This is a genomic window from Pseudomonas sp. G1002 (assembly GCF_013385455.1).
Lineage (GTDB): Bacteria > Pseudomonadota > Gammaproteobacteria > Pseudomonadales > Pseudomonadaceae > Aquipseudomonas.
On sequence record NZ_JACAPY010000019.1, the window covers coordinates 133660 to 151912 of the forward strand.

Genomic DNA, 18253 nt, shown 5'->3' on the forward strand with positions numbered 1-18253 from the left:
ACTTTCGGGCAGGAACTCCAGAGGCTTGCAGATGAGAAACGACACCCGGCTTTCGCGCATGCTCCATGTGCTGATCCACATGGGCCGCCACGAGGAACGCGCCACCTCGGAGACCATCGCGCAGATGCTTGGTACCAACGCGGTGGTGGTACGCCGCACCCTGGGCCTGCTCAAGGAGAAAGGTTATGTGCGTTCGGAAAAAGGCCATCAGGGCGGCTGGATGCTGGGCAAGCCGCTGAGTGAAATCACCCTGCTGGACATCCACAATGCCCTTGGCACGTCGTCGATCTTTGCCGTCGGCCTGTCCACCGATCATCCGCAATGCCTGGTGGAACAGGCCGTCAATGCGGCGCTGAACCAGGCGTTTGACGATGCCCAGGCGTTGCTGCTGCAGCGTTTGGGAGAGGTGACGCTGGCACAGTTGGCGGATGATTTTGACGAGCGCTATCGGGTGGCGATAACGCCCGCACCCTGTGCGTGATGCACGCGACGCCCTAAGCGCCGCCCACCGAGCGCCACGCTGCCTCGGCCAGGGTTTCCCGGTACACCCGAGGGCTGCTGGCCGAGCGCCCGGCCAGCCAGGCACGGCAGTAGCTGTCGGCCTGGCCGATGATCAGTGATGGCAAGAGTTCGGCGGGCACCTGGCTGAGCTGATCACCCCGTCCAGGCAGCACCATCCATTCCTTCAGCAACGCGTTGCGCGCCTGGTTGCGGCTTTCCAGTTCAGCGGCGAACGGGCCCTTGGTCACCGCGAAATGCGCGTGGTACTGGAAGCGCGCCCACTGCGGTTCGCTGTCTACCCAATCGACATAGCTGTGGACCAGTGCGTACACCCCCTCCTTCGCCGTTTTGGCCGATTCAAGATAGCGCCCACGCAATTCGGCCTGATCCTCCAGCGCGGTAAAAAACAGCGCGGCGACCAGGCCTTCCTTGTTGCCGAAGTGATGATAAATGGCGCCGACGCTGGTATCGCAGCGCGCGCGGATCATCTCGATGGTGGTGGCTTCAAGGCCCTGCTCGTTGAACAGGTCCAGGGCTGCCTTGAAGATATCGCGCTTCAATTCGGCCCTTCGGCCAGGGAAGCAACGCTGAAGCAGATCCGGGGTTTGCATGCTGAACAGGAACTCAGTCAGTGAAGAAGAATAAGCCCAGGCAGCTTGACAGATTTCCCATGGGCAGAATACTGTTCCGTTACAGAACATTATTCTGTAACGAAACAATATTCCGTAAAATTCATTTAATCAGCGAGGCAGCACCATGAGTCAGGCCCTGAGCATGTTCAACAGCGTTGGCCCCGAAGCGTTCAGCAAACTGGCGTGCCAGATGGCGCCCTACTTCAGCACCATCAATCCGTTGATGACCCAGTTGCGTCCGGGGTTTGCCTCGGTGGAAGTGCCGTTCAGCAAGGCCATCACCAACCACCTGGGCACGGTGCATGCCATTGCCATGTGCAACGCGGCGGAGTTGGCGGCGGGTACCATGACGGACGTTTCCGTGCCGGCGGGTGCGCGGTGGATTCCCAAGGGGATGACGGTGGAGTATCTGGCCAAGGCCAAGAGCAGCGTGACGGCGACGGCCAATGGCGAAGGTATCGACTGGCAAACGGCGGGTGACAAGGTGGTGCCGGTGGAGATGCTGGATGCGGAGGGGAAATTGGTGTTTACCGCGCGGATTATCATGAATGTGAAATTGGGGTGATGGGGTTGGGGGCATATCCGTTGCTGCGGTTATGGCCGCTATCGGGTTGCGCTCTCACAGCGGCCTACCAGCCGACTTGAGTGGGGTGAAGCAACCGCAAAATCAAAGGCGGACACGCTCCAAATGTGGGAGCGGGCTTGCTCGCGAAGGTCGTTAACGATGACGTGGGTATCCTGATTCAACGTGGCGCTCTCAGGTTTTTCGCGAGCAAGCCCGCTCCCACATAAAGCGGCGGAGGCAGCTCCCTTTACTTACTTTGGGCTGGGCCGGCATTCCGGCTTTTCCAAAGTGACTCGCTGTAAGAGCGAAACCATAAGTCGCCGTTACCCAAATAACGGATATACCCCCCAAAAAAGCTACCCCCCACAATTCCCACCAATCACCTCCCCCGCAAACGCCTTACGCACAAACGGCGTCGAGTCCACGAGCGAACCATTGACCGTAGCGGAGTGATCCAGCTCAGGATAAAAATGCCATTCAATCCGGTCCCCGACCTTGCACGCATCCCTGACCAGCGCCTTTTGCCCAGGCACAAACACATCCTGATCCCGCCCCCCCGTACCGACAAAAACCGGAATATCCGTCTTCAACGTCGGATACGCCGACTCACGATAAACCTTGTCGAGCGCCTCTTTCGGCGACCGCTTGAAACTGTCATTGAAGCTGAGCCCATCAGCCATCACCCGCTGCTCAATGGCATGCAAACAATCCCGCCGGCTGCTCTCAAACGCAGGCACTGCACGCTCGCTCAAGTAATCCGCAGCCACAAACCCAGGATCAAACAACGTGACAGTACTCAGCCGCAGCAAGTTATAGGCAAAGGTCGGCACCACCGAACTGCGGGCCTTTTCCAACTCTGCACTGTCTCCCGTTTTATGGGTGGCCGCGTAAGGCGTACCGGTCGCCACCACCCCCACGATATCCAACTCGGGCGCATAGTCTTTCGCATAGACCGCCGTGGCAAACGCAGCACGGCCACCCTGTGACTGCCCAAACACCACCACACGTTTGGAGAGTTCGAAACCACCCGCCCCTACCGCGCGAATGCTGTCGAGCACCCCATAGGCCAGCGGACTGGTCAGCCCATACGGATGCAGGCCAGGCGTCCCAAGCCCCTGGTAATCGGTAGCGACAATCGCGTAGCCCTGAGCCAGCCAATAATTGAGATAGCGCGTATCCCGCGGGCTGCGACCGGCGAACGACGGCGCGCAGATATCGGCACTCCCCACCGTGCCGTGGGCCCACGCCATCAGCGGCCAGCCACCCGGCGGCGGTGTGCCCTTGGGCAGGAACAGCGCACCGGAAACGACAATCCGTTTATGGGTATCGAGACCGTCGGTGGACGTGTACAGGATGCGAATATTCTGCCCCGCCTCGGCCAGGCTTTGCTGTTCGGTCAACGGCTCGCTGCGCAGCATCCGCCCGGGTGACGCGGGCACCTTGTCCGCCCAGGTATAGAACGCGGGAACACCACCATCACCGACGGGCGTTTGCGCAGCACTCACACCACTGCATCCCGCCAGCAACACCGCCAGCGCAAGCGATAACCGACGCGACATCACCAGCCCTCTTTCAACATCCGCAATTCAAGGTACTGCAACAACATGATGGTCTTGCCGTCGACGATCTCGGCACTGTCCACCATACCCAGGGCCTCCTCGAATCCCAACTCCAGCACTTCGATATCCTCACCTTCATCCTCCAGCCCACCGCCATCACTGACTCGGTCGCCAGGCTGATATTCGCCGATGAAAAAGTGAATGCGCTCGGTCACCGAGCCCGGGCTCATGAAGGCCGAATAGATCTTTTCTACATGACCCACACGGTAACCCGTCTCTTCTTCCGCCTCCAGGCGAATGCGTTCCTCGGGGCTGGCGTTGTCCAGCAGGCCGGCGGCAGACTCGATCAGGTAACCGTGGTAGCCGTTAACGTAGGTAGGCATGCGGAACTGGCGAATCAGCAACACCGTGCGCCGCTCGCGGTTGTACAGCAGGATCGTCGCGCCATTGCCCCGGTCATAGATCTCCCGGGTCTGGGACTGCCAACTGCCGTCGCGGCGGCGCAGGTCAAAGGTGTACTTTTTCAGCACATACCAATTATCCGAGAGCAGTTCTTCGGCGTGGATGCGGACGGGACTGTTTTCCATGGCAGGACCTTTTTGTCTTGTGTTATTCAGCATGTCGTGCAAAATCGTGCACAGTCAAGAAAAAACGTGCAGGAAGCTTCCGATGCTGACCCAACAACGTAAACAACACCTGCTGGATACGCTGCACCGCGACGGCCGGCTGATTGCCAAGGAGTTGAGCCAGGCACTGGAGGTTTCCGAGGACACGATTCGGCGTGACCTGCGGGAAATGGCCAAGGAAGGTTTGCTGCTGCGGGTGCACGGCGGCGCCTTGCCGGCATCCCCAGCGATGGCTGATTTTTCGGTTCGGGAACACTTGGTACCGGAGGAAAAAATCGCCATTGGCCGGACGGCTGCGCAACTTGTGCAGCCCGGCCAGGTGGTGTTTATCGATGGCGGTACCACGTGCCTGCAACTGGCCCATCACTTGCCGGCGGAACTGAATGCCACCGTGGTCACCCACAGCCCGTCGATTGCCATGGCCCTGGTGGATCATCCGCAGATTGAAGTGATCATGCTCGGCGGGCGGCTGTTTCGCCACTCACTGGTGGGGGTGGGGGCGGCTACGCTGGAGGCCATCGGCCGGGTCAATGCCGACCTGTATTTCATGGGGGTGTGCAGCGTGCACCCGAATGCCGGCCTGTCTACCGGCGATTATGAAGAGGCAGTGGTCAAGCGCGCGTTGTGTCACGCGGCCGCAGAAACCATCGTGCTGGCCACCTCGGAAAAGCTCAACACCGCATCGCCCTACCAGGTGGTGGAGCTGGCACACGTCAGCGCGATCGTCGCATTGGCCAGTACGCCGCGTGCCCTGCTGCAACCCTATGAAGCTCAGGGCCTGACGCTTTACCTGGCGTGACCGTCAACAGTCCTTGATGGCTTGCCATGACGCGGCGACTTGCACAGCGTCCGAGGCGTTGACCCGCGCCAGGTCAACCGGATACTCGACCCCCGGATTTTCCGCGAACCGCGTGGCGGTGAACTGGCCGTTGCTGGCACGCAGGATATAGCCGCTGTCCTGGCACGCTGCCGAAGCCAGGAAGATCACCCCAGGCGTGACCCATTCCGGCTTGAGGTTGTGCGGCTCGCCGGTCACGCCCCACATGCGGGTCTTGGCCACGGGTGAGATGGCATTGACCAGGATCCCGGCCTCCGCCCCTTCCCCGCTCAAGGCATTCATGATCCCCAGTTGCGCCATCTTCCCCGCGCTGTAGGCCGCCAGGCCCGGCTGGACGTAGCGCGTATACATCGCACGGTCGGAGGTGGTCAGCACAATGCGGGGTGCGGCAGATCGCGTGAGGTGCTGCCACGCGTGTTTGCACAGCCAGATCGGTGCATAGACATTGACGCCCATGGCCCGCCGGATGAAAGCCTCGTCGGCGGCCTCGATGGGCTGATAGCCGACCCAGCCAGCATTGTGGATCAGGATATCGAGCTGCCCGAAATGCGTGATGGCGCACTCGATCAGCGCTCGACACCCCGCTTCGCCGGACAGGTCACCCGCGTGGCCAACCACCCGCAGGCCTTCACCCTGCAGCGCCAGCGCGGCCGCCTGTACCACCTGGGGATCAGCCCCATCGCCGAGGGTGTCGGCACCGATATCACTGATTACCACCTGCGCGCCGAGTCGCGCCAACTCGCGCGCATAGCTGAACCCCAAGCCACGAGCGGCACCGGTCACGATTGCGGTTTTACCTGTAAAGTCCATCGTCGCGTTCTCCTGATAGGCACTCCACCCTAACAACCCGTGGCCGTCCTGTTTAATACTGAAAAACAGCGATATTGATACCTGCGCCGTATCAAGCCCCACACCGCCATCTACCTGAAGGAACAGCCCAGATGATCGAAACCCGCCTGTTGCGCCAGTTCGTTGCCGTTGCCGAAGCGCTGCACTTTCACCAGGCCGCGGAGCGCCTGCATATGGCGCAGCCAGCGTTGAGCCAGGCGATCAATCGCCTGGAGGCAAAGCTGGGGTTTGCCCTGCTGCAGCGTGACCGCCGTGGCGTGAAGCTGCTGCCAGCCGGGGCGGCGTTTCTTCAAACGGCCTACACCGTCCTCGGGCAATTGCAGCAAGGCATTGAGCAAGCCCGTCAGGTGTCCCAGGGAACCGCCGGCACGCTCACCATCACCTCGGTGTCGATCACCGGCTATCCGTGGTTGCTGGATACCCTCAGGCAGTTTCGCCTGGCGTTCCCCAGGGTTCAGTTGGTGATCAAGGAAATGCCCTCTGCCAACCAGGCCAAGGCCTTGTTGAGTGGTGATACCGATATCGCTTTTTTGCGCTACCTGCCAGGCCAGGCAGATAACATCGAATCCCGGCTGCTGCTGGATGAACCGATCCTGCTGGCGCTGCCCGCAGACCATCCGAATGCGGATGACGCCGCTATCGAGCTGAAGGACTTTGCCGGCGCCGATTTTGTGTTCACGCCCCAGGCATTGGGCAGTGGCTATCACCACCAGTTGATCGCTTTATGCGAGGCTGCGGGCTTCTCTCCAAGGGTGGTCCAGGAAGCCGATCAATTACCCACCCTGATTGGCCTGGTGGCGTGCGGGTTTGGTGTGGCGCTGGTGCCGCAGTCCATTGCCCATTCGATGCCCCGTGACAAGGTGGCGTTTGTGCCCCTCACCGCCGCGTCCTCCAGCATCGGGCTCTACCTCAACTGGAACACCAGCCATTCTTCCCCCTTGGCCGGGCACTTCTTTTCTCTGCTGGACGAGGCGATGTAATACTTTGCAAGCAATGTCCGGTAACGACCGTCTGAATATTTCCTGCGCGGCCAGGGCATCTGTTAAAACCCGTGCTTCGCCTGTGTCCTGGAACCTTCATGTCTTCACGTTTTCTGTCCCGTCTCGGCCTGCGCTGGTTTCCCCTGCTGTGCATGGCCGCCCTGATCATCGGCCTGCCCGTGGGTTGCGCCGTGCTGCAACACAAGGAACGCGAGTTGCTGTTTCGCGTGGAGCCAGGCACTGCCAGCTGGTACAGCGGGTTGCCGCGTGATGTGCAGGAATTCGACCTGAAACCCGCGAGTTTCAAGGCAGGGCAGAATATTCATGGCTGGTGGTGGCCAGCGGCACAGAAGGACGCGCCGGCAATTCTCTACCTGCACGGCGTGCGCTGGAACCTCACTGGCCAACTGTTTCGCATCGAACAGCTGCGGGCCCTGGGCTTTTCCGTACTGGCCATCGACTACCGCGGCTTCGGCCAGAGTCGAGGCGACCTGCCGTCGGAAACCAGCGTGTACGAAGACGCGCGCATTGCCTGGGAACGCTTCCAGGTGCTGCAACCCGATCCTGCCAAGCGCCTCATCTACGGGCACTCCCTGGGTGGCGCGGTGGCCATCGACCTCGCGGTGGAACTGGGCAAGCAGGCAGCGGACAATCAGGTGCCGCCGCCAGTGCGCGGACTGGTCATCGAGTCCACCTTTACCTCCCTGGCAGATGTGGCCACGGCAGTAGCCAATACGTCATTGCCGGTGCGCTGGCTGCTGTCGCAGAAGTTCGATTCCATTGACAAGATCGCTGATATCCACATGCCGCTGCTGGTGGTTCACGGGCTCGCCGATGCCTTCGTGCCACCGCGCTTCAGCCAGCAACTGTTTGACGCCGCCCAACAGCCGAAACACCTGTTGCTGGTACCCGGTGCCACTCATAACGACAGCATGCGACTGGCCGGCAGCAGTTATCGCCAGGCGTTGGACAGCCTGATGCAATCGAAGCGCGCCACTCAGGTTGCCGGGCCCTCCACCGGGCGCCCAAACGACTCGTAAATCTGCATTTCGGCACCGGTTTCGCCGGTGCCTGTCAAGGCGCAAAGCCTGCCCATACTGGCCATAAACAGTGACTGATCAAATATTAACCGCAGGTTAAATCGCCATACCCGCCGGGCTCAAGCGAAGTTATCCACAGAGATACCCACGGTTTTCGTGGACAACTCTTTTTACTTTTTTACGATTATTTTGCTCGGTAATGCCCTGCTGGAAAGCTTGGCGGCAGCAAAATCTCCTGCATCACTTCGCGAATCGAAACATGGGGTTCGGTACCGGACCGGGTGTGGTTTTTCCATGGTGCTCAGCTCACTCGGCAGGGCATCACCGACACCCCAACCCATTGCGTTTGCGCCTAATGCTGATTAATCTCGCATAAACACGCATCAACGAGCAAAAACATGCATAACACCCATGCTGCCATCGACCTGCCCTCCCTGCGCAAACAGAAAATCCTGTTGCTGCTGGAGCGCGACGGTAAAGTCACTGCCTCGGAGTTGGTGGAGCATTTCGCCGTTTCCCAGGACACCATTCGCCGCGACCTTGGCGAACTGGCCTCCGCCGGTCTGCTGCAACGCGTGCATGGAGGTGCGCTGCCACGGCCCAAGGACACCGGCAAGGATTTCTTCACCCGGTTTGGCGAAACCACCGCGACCAAACGCCACCTGGCGCAACTCGCCGCCGATCGCGTGGAGGACGGCCAGATCGTGCTGTTCGACTCCGGTACCACCACCCTGCAAATCGCCCAGTCACTACCGCATTCCATCAAGCTGACCGCCGTCACGCACTCACCGATGATTGCCATCGCGTTGTCCGAACATCCCAATGTGACGGTGATCCTTGCCGGTGGCCAACTCAACCCGGTGACCATGGCCGCCAGCGGGCATGAAGCATTGCGGCTGATCCAGGGCATCAAGGCCGACCTGCTGTTCACGGGTGTGTGCGCACTGCATCCACAGGTCGGTATCAGCTCGTTGCACTTCGAGGAAGTGGCGGTAAAACAGGCTATGCTCGACAGCGCCTCCCACGTGGTGGCCGTCACCCTGGCCGACAAGCTGGGCGCCGTGGAGCCATTTGTGGTGGCGCCGTGCAGCCGCATTCATACCCTGATTACCGAGTGGCACGTGCCGCCGGGCAGCGTCGAGGCTTATGAATGCCTGGGGCTGGAGGTGATGCAAGTGGATGCCTGAGGGGCAAGCATCGCTTGAAGGGCAAGCGCATCGACCAGCGCATGACCGCTGGCCGTATTATCGAAAATACACCAGGTCGGAATGCCCTCCTCCAGGGAGGCTCTCAATACCTCGGCCAGCGCGCACAAACGCTCGGTTTCGTAAGCGCTGTGATAAATACGCGGCGAACCATGCAGGCGCCAATAACGCACACCTTGCCAGCCTTTCGGTGCATCCCCATCAGCGATCACCGGCGGGTCGGCGGCGACCCGTCCTATCTGGTAATCCCGCAAAAGCCCGTCGGCCTGCACCCAGCTGGCGTGCCGTGGCTCAAGCACCACAGGCCCAGGGAAGCGTTGACGCAAGGCTGTGAAAAAGCCGCCGGCAATGATCGGGTCGTAGCTTAAAGAAGGCGGCAATTGCACCAGCAGGCAGCCCAGGCGGTCGCCCAATTGCAGGCACTGTGCAAGGAACTCATCCAATGCCGTATCGCAGTCACGCAGACGTAATTCATGGGTGATGTGCCGTGGCACCTTGACCGAAAAACCAAAGCCCGACGGCACTGACTGCGCCCATCGTGCGTAGGTCTGCGGGCGATGGGGGCGGTAGAAGGAGCTGTTGATTTCAACCGCATTCAAGCACGCGGCATAACGTTGCAGATGAGTGCCCTGCCGGGGAAATCTTGGCCATTGCTCACGAGGCAGGCTCCAACCGGCACAACCGAGAAAAATCGGCATCAGAACAACACCGACGCCGCATCCCTCATGAAAATCTCCACCGTCTTCGGCCCGACGCCCTCGAACGCATTCAAGCGTTTTTCAAACTCCCCACGGTCGGCACTGGCATCGTGGATATGGCTGATCCTGCCCGCGTACTCCGCATTCAACTTGCTGCTGAGGTCGAGCAGGCGTTGCGCGGTGCTTTCGTCGTAACGCACGTAATGCGCCTCACCGAGCATGGCCACCAGTTCGCGAGAGGTGCAGTGTTGCAGTTTGCGCGGGGTGTCCCGGCCATGCTTCACCACAATCACCTGATAGGCCTGCGCCGCGATCTGCGCCTGAATGCGCTTGCCCATCAGGAAGCTGGCGACAAACCACTTGAACAGTGCGTTGTCATCACCGGGCTTGAGCTCAATACCCAGTTCCCCGGCGCTGATGGATCGCCCCATGACTGCCTCCGTTCTTCACTGACCCAGCTTGCGCTCGGCCTTGGCGGCTTGCTCGTTGATCTGGTCGGTTTGCCGTTGTGTGTCCTTGATGGACGTCGGCGTGATCACCTTATCGACGGTTTCTGTCTTGGGATTGGGACGCTGTAAAGAACTGCCCTGATCGGCAGCCTGGCGACCTTTTTGCGCCTGTTCAGAGCTGATCGCATCAGGGGTTTTGTCGGCGGTTTTTTCAGTGCCCATGGGGATTCTCCTGCGGTTAAAAGGTCAGGCTCCAGCGCGGAGCCGTTATGCAGCAGAGCCCAAGGTTTTTCGATAGTTCAAGGAAATTGCCTCGGGTGCATGCACCGAAAAATAGGGCAAATTAATTTAAACCTTTTGCGCTGGCCCCCCCTCAACAGTCAGGTAACGGCATCGCGCCACTCTTCAGGAGAAGCATCATGAAGCACTTGCTGATGAAACAAATGGGACTGACCTTCGCGCTGGCCGCGGGCTCGATGGGTGTGGCCATGGCCGCCACTTCCAATGACTTCGTTGACGCCGCAGCCCAGGGCGGCATCACCGAAGTAGAAGCCGGCAAACTGGCGCTGGAAAAGAGCGGTGCCGCTGATATCAAGGCGTTTGCCCAGCACATGATCACCGACCACACCAAGGCCAACCAGGAGCTGACGGCCCTGGCGACGAAGCTCGACATCAAGGTGCCCGACGATGCCAGCCTCACCGACAAGGCCAAGAAAATGATCCTGGAAATCCGTGAAGAGTCCTTTGACAAGGCTTACGCCGACAACCAGGTAAAGGCCCACGAAGACACCGTGGCCCTGTTCAAAAAAGAAGCCGTCTCCTCGGATAACGCCGAACTGAAGGCTTTTGCCGAGAAGACCCTGCCGACTCTCGAAACCCATCTGAAGATGGCCAAGGAGTTGCAGTCCCAGCACGCCAATTAATCATTGACCCACTCAGGAGACACTCGACCATGAGTTCGCAACTGCACGGCAAGAAGATTCTGATCATCACCTCCAACACTGGCATCGAGCGCGACGAGTTGCTCAAGCCGCTGGAAGCCCTGCGTGGCTTTGGCGCCACGGTCACCCACGGCTCCAGCAAAGGTGGCAGCACCCAGACCTTTCTCCAGGACACCGAGAAAGACAGGACGGTAGAGTCCGACGCCAAGCTCTCGGACTTGCACGGCAGTGACTTCGATGCACTGGTCATCCCCGGGGGCACCGTCAATGCCGACACCTTGCGCCAGGACGCCGATGCACTGCGGCTGATCAACGACTTCGTCAAGGCCGGGAAAACCGTAGCCGCCATCTGCCATGGCCCTTGGGCCCTGATTGATGCCGGCGTGATCGGCGGCAAGACCCTCACCTCCTACAAAAGCGTGCGCACTGACCTGGTCAATGCCGGCGCAGCAAACTGGGTGGATACGCAGGTGAAGGAATGCCCGGCCAATGGCTGGACCCTGATAACCTCGCGCACGCCCGACGATTTGCCGGCGTTCAACGAGGCCATTGCCAAGACACTGGCGGCCTGACGCCCGCCAATGCAAACAGGCGCCCTCGGGCGCCTGTTTTTTTTCGATTCTGTCTTAGCCTTTGCCATGCTCAGTGGCATGTGTCGCCCGGTTCACACCCTTGGGTCCAAACAGCGCCCAGAGGATCAGCCCCAACAGCGGCATGAAGATCAGTACCACCAGCCATAAACCCTTGGTCTCCCAGCCACTGCCACTGCGCAGAACGCTGTTGATCGCCCACAGTTCCAGCAGCACCAGAATCACCGCCAAGCCAATCCAGACATATTCGATTTGCATGATTCATCCTCCTGAGGTCGTATGCGTTAGGTCAAGCAACGCGCCCGAGGGTTCATTAAAATTGCAACGGATGGCTCTCGCCCAACGGTTGCGGCACACGGGCCGTAACCTTCTAGACTCAAATGGACACTACCTTTTACCCCTCGGAGGCCCGGGATGACCGAGCACATCATCCACTTTCACTGCCAGATCGATCAGGGCACCACCGAGCGCTTTCGTGATTGCTGCCTGGACGCGATCGATCAAGGCGCCAGTTCGTTGCTGTTGAACCTGTCGACCACCGGCGGCAGCACCAATTTCGGTTTTACCCTCTACACCTTCCTCAAGTCCCTGCCGGTGCCGCTGTGTGCGATCAATGCGGGCAATATCGAGTCCATGGGCATCATCATGTTCCTGGCGGCAAACCGCCGGATCACCACGCCACACTCGCGCTTCCTGATCCATCCGATGAACTGGTATTTCAACCAGAACTCGGTAGACCACCAGCGCCTGCGGGAATACCTGTCGAGCCTGGACAACGACCTGGCGCGCTACGTGAAAATCTACGAACTGGAAACCGCCAGCGCCGAAACCCACCTGGATATTTTCAAGTGCCTCTCGGCCGAGGAAAAAGTCATCGCCGCCCACGAGTCGCTGGCCTACGGGATTGCCCATGAGGTCGAGCAGATCGTGTTTGCCGACGACATCAAGCACTGGAAAGTCAGCGGCGGCTAGGCATTGTTTAATGCATGCAAGCCACCACTCGACCGTGCAACCTGCACGACCAGAGCCGCTTTTTATCAAACATAACCTATTGTTTTATAAGCAGATAAATATTTTGTTCAACTTGGTACAACTCATGCTGTAGAGGTCTGCACAGGCGGGCAATTCGACCCGCCCTTTCGCTACCCGTGAGGTGTCACCCATGAATGCCATTGATCTTCTCAAGGCCGACCACGAACGCGTCAAAGCCATCCTGAATCAACTCAGTGAATCAACCGAGCGCGGCGTAAAGAAGCGCACTGAGCTCCTGGCCAAGCTGGAAATGGAAATCAGCCTCCACACCCGCCTTGAGGAAGAAATCCTCTACCCGGCTTTTCGCAAGGCCGGCGGCAAGGATCAGGAAATCATGTACCACGAGGCCAAGGAAGAACATCGCACTGTCGACTCCCTCGTCCTTCCGGACCTGAAGCAGACTTCGCCCTCCACCACCGAGTTTTCCGGCCGGGTGAAAGTCGTCAAGGAACTGTTGGAACACCACATCGAGGAAGAAGAAAGCGAGATGTTCCCGCAGGCCAGGAAGCTGCTGGGCAAGGCCTTGCTGGAAGAGCTGGGCGCGGAGATGGAAGCGATGAAAGCCGCGCACAAGAAAGCACCCGGCGCGAAGCCAATGGCGGCTTGATGTCCATTCGTCGCATGCCTGGAAACTATTTCAAACTTTGAATTGGCTGGAGGATTCCCAATTAGGCAACACCATTGATTCGCTCATCATTGAGGGTTTTCAAAATGGCTAATAGTGGAAAAACTACCCCAGGTGCTGGTCACAAAGACCAGAAAGACACAAACCGTAAAAGCGGCGGCCAGGGTTCAGGCGGCAACTTCGCCAATGACCGCGAGAAGGCTTCTGAAGCGGGCAAAAAAGGCGGGGCTCATAGCCACGCCCCAGGCTCCAGGAAGTCTTGATTGAGGCGTCGCCGAAGCCTGGATGTGCTCCGGGCTTCGGTCCCCATCGCCAAGAGGGATTGAGTCATGAAGACCAGCATTTCCCAAAGGATCGTACTTGTCGTCAGCCTGGCGCTCGTACTGTATGCACCCGCCTACGCGGCCTTCGGCGACAACACTGCCCCCGAGGCGCCCGCCCTGAGCGGCAACAGCGCTCCTGGCTCGGCACTGCCGCCCGGCACCTATCCCAGCAGCCCGTCCGGGGCTGACAGCAGTGGCAACAAGGACGCTGAAACGAAAGCACCTGCACCGTCTAAAACCGTGAAGAGCACGCGCCATAAAGGCACCTCGACCCAGCATCCCGGTACCAAGACCGGCAAAAAGGCCGTGCCTGAATCGGGCAGTTGACCGATTAGTTCTCGCTGGGGCCGCCGATAAAGTCCAGGCGCAGGTTCATCCACTGCCGAACGATTTCCCGGGCTGCTTGCCTGGCATCAGCAGCAGAGAAGCCGCGCTCGCGTTGCAGCCAGTCACTCGTCGCTTGCCGTGCGGGCTCAATGGCGGCCAGCGCTTGCTGGCGTTGCCTGGCAGGCCACTGTTTATCCGCCCCCCAGTTGCGCAGGGTTGATTCCGGGTCCTGCGCCTGCGCTGCGGTGCCTGGCTGGAGAAACAGCCGAGGCGACGCGGTGGCCTTGAGGGAAAGCGTGTTCCAGTCGGCGTAGCTGGCAAAGCGGATGGTGCCTTCGTTCTGCGATGCAGTGGACAAAGGCTCGGTAAACGAATCGTCCAGCCGCTTCCAAGCCGGCTGTGCAAACAGATCACCCTGAGGGGCACAAATCGGCGCAAAGCTGTCGCGGGTGGAGCCGTACAACGACCCGAACGACTCATACGCGACCTCACCCTGCCGGCTGAAAACGAAACAGTGCACATACGGGCGTTGGTCGGCGTACATCTCATACTGTTGGCGCTCGATCATCATGCGCAGCAAGGTCAACATCACCCGGTCACGGCTGACAGCAGGATCATTCTGCAGGTCCTGCCAGATCGACCAGGGAAAACTGTCTTCCTTGAGTGCTATGAGAACCTGCTTGCGATTCTCCTCGGCCTCATTCTCCGTAACGCCACTGTCAGGTTCAAAACGCTGCAGGTAGACCAGCCAGGCGGCGGCCAGATCGTTCATCGGGTAGCGCCGAAGCCCGTCAGCTGCCTGGGCCGGATGGTACGGAATACTGGCAATGATTGCGTCAAGGGCTGCGGTGTCTTTGTGGGTGATGGTTCCCACCTCGACCACTCTCTGGCTCAGTTGGGATTGCAGGCAGCCGGGCAATTGTTCGGGGGTACCGGCACATGCGTTGCGAATCTGCAACCACGTGCGCTGGCCACGGCGCAATTCGTCGCGCTGGTCGGGTGCCAGTTTGGCCATTGCCTGGCTGTAGTACAGGCCCAGCGTAGTGTCGAGTTCGCTTAATTCAGGGCTGGCGCAAATAGCCTTTTCCACCGTGGTGGAGGCCTTTTTACAATCAAAGGACGCGCCACTGGCAGGCATCCCCGCGCCCATCAGCACGCCAGTGAGCAACAACATTGGGTAGGCAGAATGAATACGGCGGGCCATGGCTTTCCTTGGGTGAGTTCCTTTCAAGGCGCTCATTGTGCCGACGCGATTGCCAATGTCCAGCCTGTCGGCACAGTACTACGAAGCACTGGCCATGGAGGGGCGATCACTTGCCAGTTCACGTTCAATCTGTTCGATGCTGGGCAGGCTGGTTTGCAGCTCTGCCGGCAGGGATTCCACCAGCTGATACTCGGCAACCCCAATAGGACGGGAGCTGTCACGCAGAGCGTATTCGGCCACTACTTCGTTCTTGCTCTTGCACAGCAGCAGGCCGATGGTGGGGCTGTCCTGCGGGTGCTTGAGCTGGGCGTCTACCGCAGCGAGGTAAAAGCCCAACTGCCCCAGATGGTCGGGTTTGAATTTACCGGCCTTGAGTTCGATCACCACGTAGCACCTCAGCTTGAGGTGATAAAACAGCAGGTCGACGAAAAACTCCTCGCCCCCTACGTCCAGCAATACTTGCCGTCCCACGAAGGCAAAACCGGCGCCCAGCTCCAGCAGAAAATCGGTGACATGTTTGACCAGGGCGTTTTCGATTTCACGCTCCTGCGCGTCAAGGGACAGGCCCAGGAAGTCGAAACGGTAAGGATCTTTAAGTGATTCGCGAGCCAGGTCGGATTGCGCCTTGGGCAGCAGTCCGTCAAAGTTGCTGACCGCGTTGCCGCTGCGTTCCAGCAGGCGACCTTCGATTTGCATCACCAGGATGTTGCGCGACCAGTTGTGCTCGATGGCCTGGGCAATGTACCAGCGACGGGTTTCGGGCCCGGGCAGCCTGTCCAGCAACACCAGGTTATGGCCCCAGGGCAATTGTGCAGCAGCCTGTTGCACAAATTCGGAGTCCGGCCACGCCTCCGCAAATGCGCGCATGTACTTCAGGTTACGCGGCGAGAAACCCTTCATTTCCGGAAACGCCGAACGCAAATCCTGCGCCAGCCGCTCAATCACCTTGCTCCCCCAGCCCTGCCGCGCTTGCCGGGTCAGAATATCCTGGCCGATTTGCCAGTACAGCAACACCAGCTCGCGGTTTACCGCCAGGGTGGCGCGTTGCTGGGCGCAGTGGATTCGACTCTTGAGATCAGTCAGCCAGTCGCTGTATCCCTCGGGTGGTGTGTTCAGGCTATCGGGGGTCTCACTCATTCCTTTTCCCTCGTGGGTTGGGCAGGCGGCCGATAGTAGCGAGGGAAAAATGCGTAATGGGCCAGCAGAATGCTTTCGATACAAATCAACTGGAACCGTACCTTCAGGCGCATCAAGGGGTGCCTCAACATGCGTGCTGTGGTCAAATGAGCCGGTCACTTCCATGGTTATTCCCGATCTATGAACGCCACACCCACCGACGACAGCCAGGCATCCACCGGGGACCGCATTCTGTTCCTGCTCAAGACCCGTGGCCCGCTGAAAACCACGGACCTGGCTGCACTGCTGGAAATCACCTCCGAAGCCGCCCGCCAGCAAATCCAGAAGTTGCAGGTCGCGCAGTTGATCGTCGGTGTATCGGCCCCCATCTCGGGTGCCGGCCGGCCCTCGTTGAAGTGGACATTGACCGAAACCGCCCAAAGCAAATTCCCCGATTCCCACAGCGTACTGACGTTGCACCTGATCGAGTCCATTGAAGGAATTTTTGGCAGCGAAGGCGTGGAAAAAGTCATCGCCAGCATGGAAGCGACGGCCAGGCACGAATACACCCAGGCCTGCTCCGCCGCGTCGACCTTGCGGGAGAAAGTCGAGATCCTGGTACAGATTCGCGAACGCGCCGGGTACATGGCGCAGATGGAGCCGCTGGACGATGGCTGGCTGCTGGTGGAGAACCACTGCCCGATCTGCGTCGCCGCCCGTAAATGCCAGGGGTTCTGCCGCTCGGAACTGCAGATCTTCCAGGCAGCCCTGGGCGATGAGAATGTGGTGGAGCGGCGCGAGCATTTGATTTCCGGGGACCGGCGCTGCGCCTACAGCATCCAGCCCCGCCGCCTGTAAGAAAGAGGCTGCGATGGGCTGCGCAGCAACCGCAATTCCAGCGCCGCAGTGTCCCGGATACACCAACGGTTCAGGATTCACGACCGCTGCGCAGTCCATCGCAGCCTAAGCCTCACGCCGTACTCAAGCCCATTGCAGGAAGGACAGATTCCGGTGTAGTGGCGCAATGCCCACCAATCATATAACCAAGAGAGTTCTTGGATAATACGTTGAGCGCTTTGAATTACACAAGCCAATACTTTTTACGGTGCCGTAAACAGCCTAAACCCTGACCCCCAGCATGCCGCTGGTAATGATGATCGTGACTATGGCGCCCATGCCGATCACCAGCCAGGTCAACAGCGAACTGCGTGACTCGCTGACATTGTGATTACGCAATACACCTCGCAAACCACAACCCAGATGCCCAATCAGCAGGAACACCGCCAGCGAGTAATGCGGCAGCAGCCGGATGCTCCATGGATCCGCCAATAACCCTACGGGCTCGGCCACGGCCCAGGCGTAATCGGTGTCGGTGCCGAAGTAACGCGCCAGGGTAAACACCGAGTTGATATGGGACGCGATAAACAGCGAGAGATAGGCGCCGGAGGCGGTTTGTAACGCGTCCAGCAGGTCGGCACGCGTGACGGTCTTCGGGCGAATCAACACCAGCCCGCTGAGAATCTGAAAGAAAAACGTGACAATGATCACCGGCTCCAGCCAGCCATTGCGATACACCCGTCGCAGCACGTCCATCACCGACTTATGCACATCGGTACCCAGTACACCCAGGAGGTGGTTGAACAGGTGCGGCGCGAGAAACACCAACAGGATCGCCACCGAGGCGATGCCGTGGGCGACACGCAGCTTGATATAGGTCTTGTCCAAGGTCACCAAGCTGATGCTCGGGCCCGTTGACGACACCATCGCAAAAAAGCCCGCCAGCGCCAGCCACAGCCCGCTCCATACCGCGATGTCGTGGCCCTCGATTTTCATCAGGTACAGCAAGACGCCCATAAGCGTGTACGCAGGAGGCGCAGCCACCGCCAGGCACGACAAGCGTCGCGCCAGGACCAGGCGTGCGCTCATGACCGGTTGAACACCGGTGACATACACACAGGCAAACGCCAACAGCGGCACCGCATAGGCACTCAGGATCAGCGCCAGGACGACCGGGGTGCCGGCGCCTGCCACATGCGCCTGGTTACTCCACGCCAGCGCCCACGGATAATACAGCGCCGCGGCGAAAGGCAGCAGCCACAGCCATTCCAGCCAGGGTTTGATAGCTTTGCTTAACATATTGATTTCCCGGTGAT

Annotated in this window: 23 protein-coding genes and 1 pseudogene; 13 read left to right on the plus strand and 11 right to left on the minus strand. The window is 59.6% G+C overall.

All coding sequences use genetic code 11. The annotated features are described in order from the left end of the window. The first annotated feature begins 31 nt into the window (after positions 1 to 31). Positions 32 to 481: an Rrf2 family transcriptional regulator gene (locus HX801_RS09750; protein WP_008435227.1), complete on the plus strand. Its 450-nt coding sequence runs from the start codon at positions 32 to 34 to the stop codon at positions 479 to 481. Positions 482 to 494: 13 nt separating this feature from the next. Here the strand turns inward: HX801_RS09750 and HX801_RS09755 are convergent, their stop codons facing one another. Then, on the minus strand, positions 495 to 1112 hold the full coding sequence (locus HX801_RS09755) for a TetR/AcrR family transcriptional regulator (RefSeq protein ID WP_032899370.1): 618 nt from the start codon (positions 1110 to 1112) through the stop codon (positions 495 to 497). Between the two features lie 145 nt (positions 1113 to 1257). On the opposite strand from HX801_RS09755, the gene HX801_RS09760 reads away from it, so the two are divergent. Then, positions 1258 to 1698, plus strand: coding sequence for a hotdog fold domain-containing protein (locus HX801_RS09760; protein WP_008435232.1), 441 nt, complete (start codon positions 1258 to 1260; stop codon positions 1696 to 1698). A gap of 356 nt (positions 1699 to 2054) precedes the next feature. Here HX801_RS09760 and HX801_RS09765 read toward each other — a convergent pair whose 3' ends face one another. Together HX801_RS09765 and nudK are read right to left on the minus strand one after the other, a co-directional pair. Then, complete coding sequence (locus HX801_RS09765) at positions 2055 to 3257, minus strand: lipase family protein (RefSeq protein WP_177021979.1); 1203 nt, start codon at positions 3255 to 3257, stop codon at positions 2055 to 2057. Beyond that, the gene (nudK, locus tag HX801_RS09770; RefSeq protein ID WP_003207421.1) at positions 3257 to 3844 is read right to left on the minus strand and encodes a GDP-mannose pyrophosphatase NudK; all 588 of its coding nucleotides are present in this window, start codon (positions 3842 to 3844) and stop codon (positions 3257 to 3259) included. Before nudK ends, HX801_RS09765 begins: the two co-directional genes overlap by 1 nt. A gap of 82 nt (positions 3845 to 3926) precedes the next feature. On the opposite strand from nudK, the gene HX801_RS09775 reads away from it, so the two are divergent. After that, positions 3927 to 4682, plus strand: a complete 756-nt coding sequence (locus tag HX801_RS09775) for a DeoR/GlpR family DNA-binding transcription regulator (protein WP_177021980.1) — start codon at positions 3927 to 3929, stop codon at positions 4680 to 4682. 3 nt (positions 4683 to 4685) lie between these two features. On the opposite strand, the gene HX801_RS09780 is transcribed toward HX801_RS09775, so the two are convergent. Further along, on the minus strand, positions 4686 to 5531 hold the full coding sequence (locus HX801_RS09780) for an SDR family NAD(P)-dependent oxidoreductase (RefSeq protein WP_177021981.1): 846 nt from the start codon (positions 5529 to 5531) through the stop codon (positions 4686 to 4688). A gap of 131 nt (positions 5532 to 5662) precedes the next feature. Here HX801_RS09780 and HX801_RS09785 point away from each other — a divergent pair, with 131 nt between their 5' ends. The 3 genes from HX801_RS09785 to HX801_RS09795 all read left to right on the plus strand — a co-directional run bounded on the left by HX801_RS09785 (position 5663) and on the right by HX801_RS09795 (position 8777). Then, entirely contained in the window at positions 5663 to 6550 is an 888-nt protein-coding gene (locus HX801_RS09785; RefSeq protein ID WP_177021982.1) for a LysR family transcriptional regulator, read from the plus strand. Positions 6551 to 6648: 98 nt separating this feature from the next. Beyond that, positions 6649 to 7590, plus strand: a complete 942-nt coding sequence (locus tag HX801_RS09790) for an alpha/beta hydrolase (protein WP_177008586.1) — start codon at positions 6649 to 6651, stop codon at positions 7588 to 7590. A 398-nt stretch (positions 7591 to 7988) separates the two neighbouring features. After that, positions 7989 to 8777, plus strand: coding sequence for a DeoR/GlpR family DNA-binding transcription regulator (locus tag HX801_RS09795; protein WP_003207411.1), 789 nt, complete (start codon positions 7989 to 7991; stop codon positions 8775 to 8777). On the opposite strand, the gene HX801_RS09800 is transcribed toward HX801_RS09795, so the two are convergent. Genes HX801_RS09800 through HX801_RS09810 form a run of 3 tightly spaced genes read right to left on the minus strand, consistent with a single transcriptional unit; the run spans position 8735 to position 10164 of the window. Further along, positions 8735 to 9493: a DUF72 domain-containing protein gene (locus HX801_RS09800; protein ID WP_032899350.1), complete on the minus strand. Its 759-nt coding sequence runs from the start codon at positions 9491 to 9493 to the stop codon at positions 8735 to 8737. The genes HX801_RS09795 and HX801_RS09800 overlap by 43 nt on opposite strands. Then, positions 9493 to 9924, minus strand: a complete 432-nt coding sequence (locus HX801_RS09805; protein WP_003207407.1) for a hypothetical protein — start codon at positions 9922 to 9924, stop codon at positions 9493 to 9495. The genes HX801_RS09800 and HX801_RS09805 overlap by 1 nt, the downstream gene beginning before the upstream one ends. Before the next feature lie 15 nt (positions 9925 to 9939). Beyond that, a complete protein-coding gene (locus tag HX801_RS09810) occupies positions 9940 to 10164 on the minus strand; it encodes a hypothetical protein (protein WP_177021983.1) in 225 nt (74 codons plus the stop codon). Positions 10165 to 10361: 197 nt separating this feature from the next. Here HX801_RS09810 and HX801_RS09815 point away from each other — a divergent pair, with 197 nt between their 5' ends. Together HX801_RS09815 and HX801_RS09820 are read left to right on the plus strand one after the other, a co-directional pair. Further along, positions 10362 to 10865: a DUF4142 domain-containing protein gene (locus HX801_RS09815; protein WP_177021984.1), complete on the plus strand. Its 504-nt coding sequence runs from the start codon at positions 10362 to 10364 to the stop codon at positions 10863 to 10865. A gap of 29 nt (positions 10866 to 10894) precedes the next feature. Beyond that, positions 10895 to 11455 carry a type 1 glutamine amidotransferase domain-containing protein gene (locus tag HX801_RS09820; RefSeq protein ID WP_177021985.1) on the plus strand — a complete coding sequence of 187 codons (561 nt, stop codon included), beginning with the start codon at positions 10895 to 10897 and terminating at the stop codon, positions 11453 to 11455. Positions 11456 to 11509: 54 nt separating this feature from the next. On the opposite strand, the gene HX801_RS09825 is transcribed toward HX801_RS09820, so the two are convergent. Next, a complete protein-coding gene (locus HX801_RS09825) occupies positions 11510 to 11731 on the minus strand; it encodes a PLD nuclease N-terminal domain-containing protein (protein WP_003207401.1) in 222 nt (73 codons plus the stop codon). Between the two features lie 156 nt (positions 11732 to 11887). On the opposite strand from HX801_RS09825, the gene HX801_RS09830 reads away from it, so the two are divergent. From HX801_RS09830 to HX801_RS09845, 4 genes and pseudogenes are all read left to right on the plus strand, one after another. Beyond that, positions 11888 to 12445 (plus strand): ATP-dependent Clp protease proteolytic subunit, encoded by a 558-nt coding sequence (locus tag HX801_RS09830; protein WP_008435011.1) that lies wholly within the window; start codon positions 11888 to 11890, stop codon positions 12443 to 12445. 190 nt (positions 12446 to 12635) lie between these two features. Further along, on the plus strand, positions 12636 to 13112 hold the full coding sequence (locus HX801_RS09835; RefSeq protein ID WP_008435010.1) for a hemerythrin domain-containing protein: 477 nt from the start codon (positions 12636 to 12638) through the stop codon (positions 13110 to 13112). A 167-nt stretch (positions 13113 to 13279) separates the two neighbouring features. Then, positions 13280 to 13393 (plus strand): annotated as a pseudogene (locus HX801_RS31995) (general stress protein); the annotation flags it as partial. A 66-nt stretch (positions 13394 to 13459) separates the two neighbouring features. Then, a complete protein-coding gene (locus tag HX801_RS09845; protein WP_087692413.1) occupies positions 13460 to 13780 on the plus strand; it encodes a hypothetical protein in 321 nt (106 codons plus the stop codon). A gap of 4 nt (positions 13781 to 13784) precedes the next feature. Here the strand turns inward: HX801_RS09845 and HX801_RS09850 are convergent, their stop codons facing one another. Together HX801_RS09850 and HX801_RS09855 are read right to left on the minus strand one after the other, a co-directional pair. Beyond that, positions 13785 to 14984, minus strand: a complete 1200-nt coding sequence (locus tag HX801_RS09850; RefSeq protein ID WP_177021986.1) for a lysozyme inhibitor LprI family protein — start codon at positions 14982 to 14984, stop codon at positions 13785 to 13787. Between the two features lie 78 nt (positions 14985 to 15062). After that, positions 15063 to 16121 carry a YhcG family protein gene (locus tag HX801_RS09855; protein WP_177021987.1) on the minus strand — a complete coding sequence of 353 codons (1059 nt, stop codon included), beginning with the start codon at positions 16119 to 16121 and terminating at the stop codon, positions 15063 to 15065. Positions 16122 to 16301: 180 nt separating this feature from the next. Between HX801_RS09855 and HX801_RS09860 the strand changes: the two genes are divergently transcribed. Next, on the plus strand, positions 16302 to 16958 hold the full coding sequence (locus tag HX801_RS09860; protein ID WP_003207391.1) for a metalloregulator ArsR/SmtB family transcription factor: 657 nt from the start codon (positions 16302 to 16304) through the stop codon (positions 16956 to 16958). Between the two features lie 261 nt (positions 16959 to 17219). Here HX801_RS09860 and HX801_RS09865 read toward each other — a convergent pair whose 3' ends face one another. After that, a complete protein-coding gene (locus HX801_RS09865) occupies positions 17220 to 18236 on the minus strand; it encodes a hypothetical protein (RefSeq protein WP_177008590.1) in 1017 nt (338 codons plus the stop codon). Between the last annotated feature and the right edge of the window lie 17 nt (positions 18237 to 18253).

Coding starts and splice junctions, on each gene's coding strand:
- HX801_RS09750 (WP_008435227.1), top strand. CDS start 32: ATGAGAAACGACACCCGGCTTTCGCGCATGCTCCATGTGCTGATCCAC.
- HX801_RS09755 (WP_032899370.1), bottom strand. CDS start 1,112: ATGCAAACCCCGGATCTGCTTCAGCGTTGCTTCCCTGGCCGAAGGGCC.
- HX801_RS09760 (WP_008435232.1), top strand. CDS start 1,258: ATGAGTCAGGCCCTGAGCATGTTCAACAGCGTTGGCCCCGAAGCGTTC.
- HX801_RS09765 (WP_177021979.1), bottom strand. CDS start 3,257: ATGTCGCGTCGGTTATCGCTTGCGCTGGCGGTGTTGCTGGCGGGATGC.
- nudK (WP_003207421.1), bottom strand. CDS start 3,844: ATGGAAAACAGTCCCGTCCGCATCCACGCCGAAGAACTGCTCTCGGAT.
- HX801_RS09775 (WP_177021980.1), top strand. CDS start 3,927: ATGCTGACCCAACAACGTAAACAACACCTGCTGGATACGCTGCACCGC.
- HX801_RS09780 (WP_177021981.1), bottom strand. CDS start 5,531: ATGGACTTTACAGGTAAAACCGCAATCGTGACCGGTGCCGCTCGTGGC.
- HX801_RS09785 (WP_177021982.1), top strand. CDS start 5,663: ATGATCGAAACCCGCCTGTTGCGCCAGTTCGTTGCCGTTGCCGAAGCG.
- HX801_RS09790 (WP_177008586.1), top strand. CDS start 6,649: ATGTCTTCACGTTTTCTGTCCCGTCTCGGCCTGCGCTGGTTTCCCCTG.
- HX801_RS09795 (WP_003207411.1), top strand. CDS start 7,989: ATGCATAACACCCATGCTGCCATCGACCTGCCCTCCCTGCGCAAACAG.
- HX801_RS09800 (WP_032899350.1), bottom strand. CDS start 9,493: ATGCCGATTTTTCTCGGTTGTGCCGGTTGGAGCCTGCCTCGTGAGCAA.
- HX801_RS09805 (WP_003207407.1), bottom strand. CDS start 9,924: ATGGGGCGATCCATCAGCGCCGGGGAACTGGGTATTGAGCTCAAGCCC.
- HX801_RS09810 (WP_177021983.1), bottom strand. CDS start 10,164: ATGGGCACTGAAAAAACCGCCGACAAAACCCCTGATGCGATCAGCTCT.
- HX801_RS09815 (WP_177021984.1), top strand. CDS start 10,362: ATGAAGCACTTGCTGATGAAACAAATGGGACTGACCTTCGCGCTGGCC.
- HX801_RS09820 (WP_177021985.1), top strand. CDS start 10,895: ATGAGTTCGCAACTGCACGGCAAGAAGATTCTGATCATCACCTCCAAC.
- HX801_RS09825 (WP_003207401.1), bottom strand. CDS start 11,731: ATGCAAATCGAATATGTCTGGATTGGCTTGGCGGTGATTCTGGTGCTG.
- HX801_RS09830 (WP_008435011.1), top strand. CDS start 11,888: ATGACCGAGCACATCATCCACTTTCACTGCCAGATCGATCAGGGCACC.
- HX801_RS09835 (WP_008435010.1), top strand. CDS start 12,636: ATGAATGCCATTGATCTTCTCAAGGCCGACCACGAACGCGTCAAAGCC.
- HX801_RS09845 (WP_087692413.1), top strand. CDS start 13,460: ATGAAGACCAGCATTTCCCAAAGGATCGTACTTGTCGTCAGCCTGGCG.
- HX801_RS09850 (WP_177021986.1), bottom strand. CDS start 14,984: ATGGCCCGCCGTATTCATTCTGCCTACCCAATGTTGTTGCTCACTGGC.
- HX801_RS09855 (WP_177021987.1), bottom strand. CDS start 16,121: ATGAGTGAGACCCCCGATAGCCTGAACACACCACCCGAGGGATACAGC.
- HX801_RS09860 (WP_003207391.1), top strand. CDS start 16,302: ATGAACGCCACACCCACCGACGACAGCCAGGCATCCACCGGGGACCGC.
- HX801_RS09865 (WP_177008590.1), bottom strand. CDS start 18,236: ATGTTAAGCAAAGCTATCAAACCCTGGCTGGAATGGCTGTGGCTGCTG.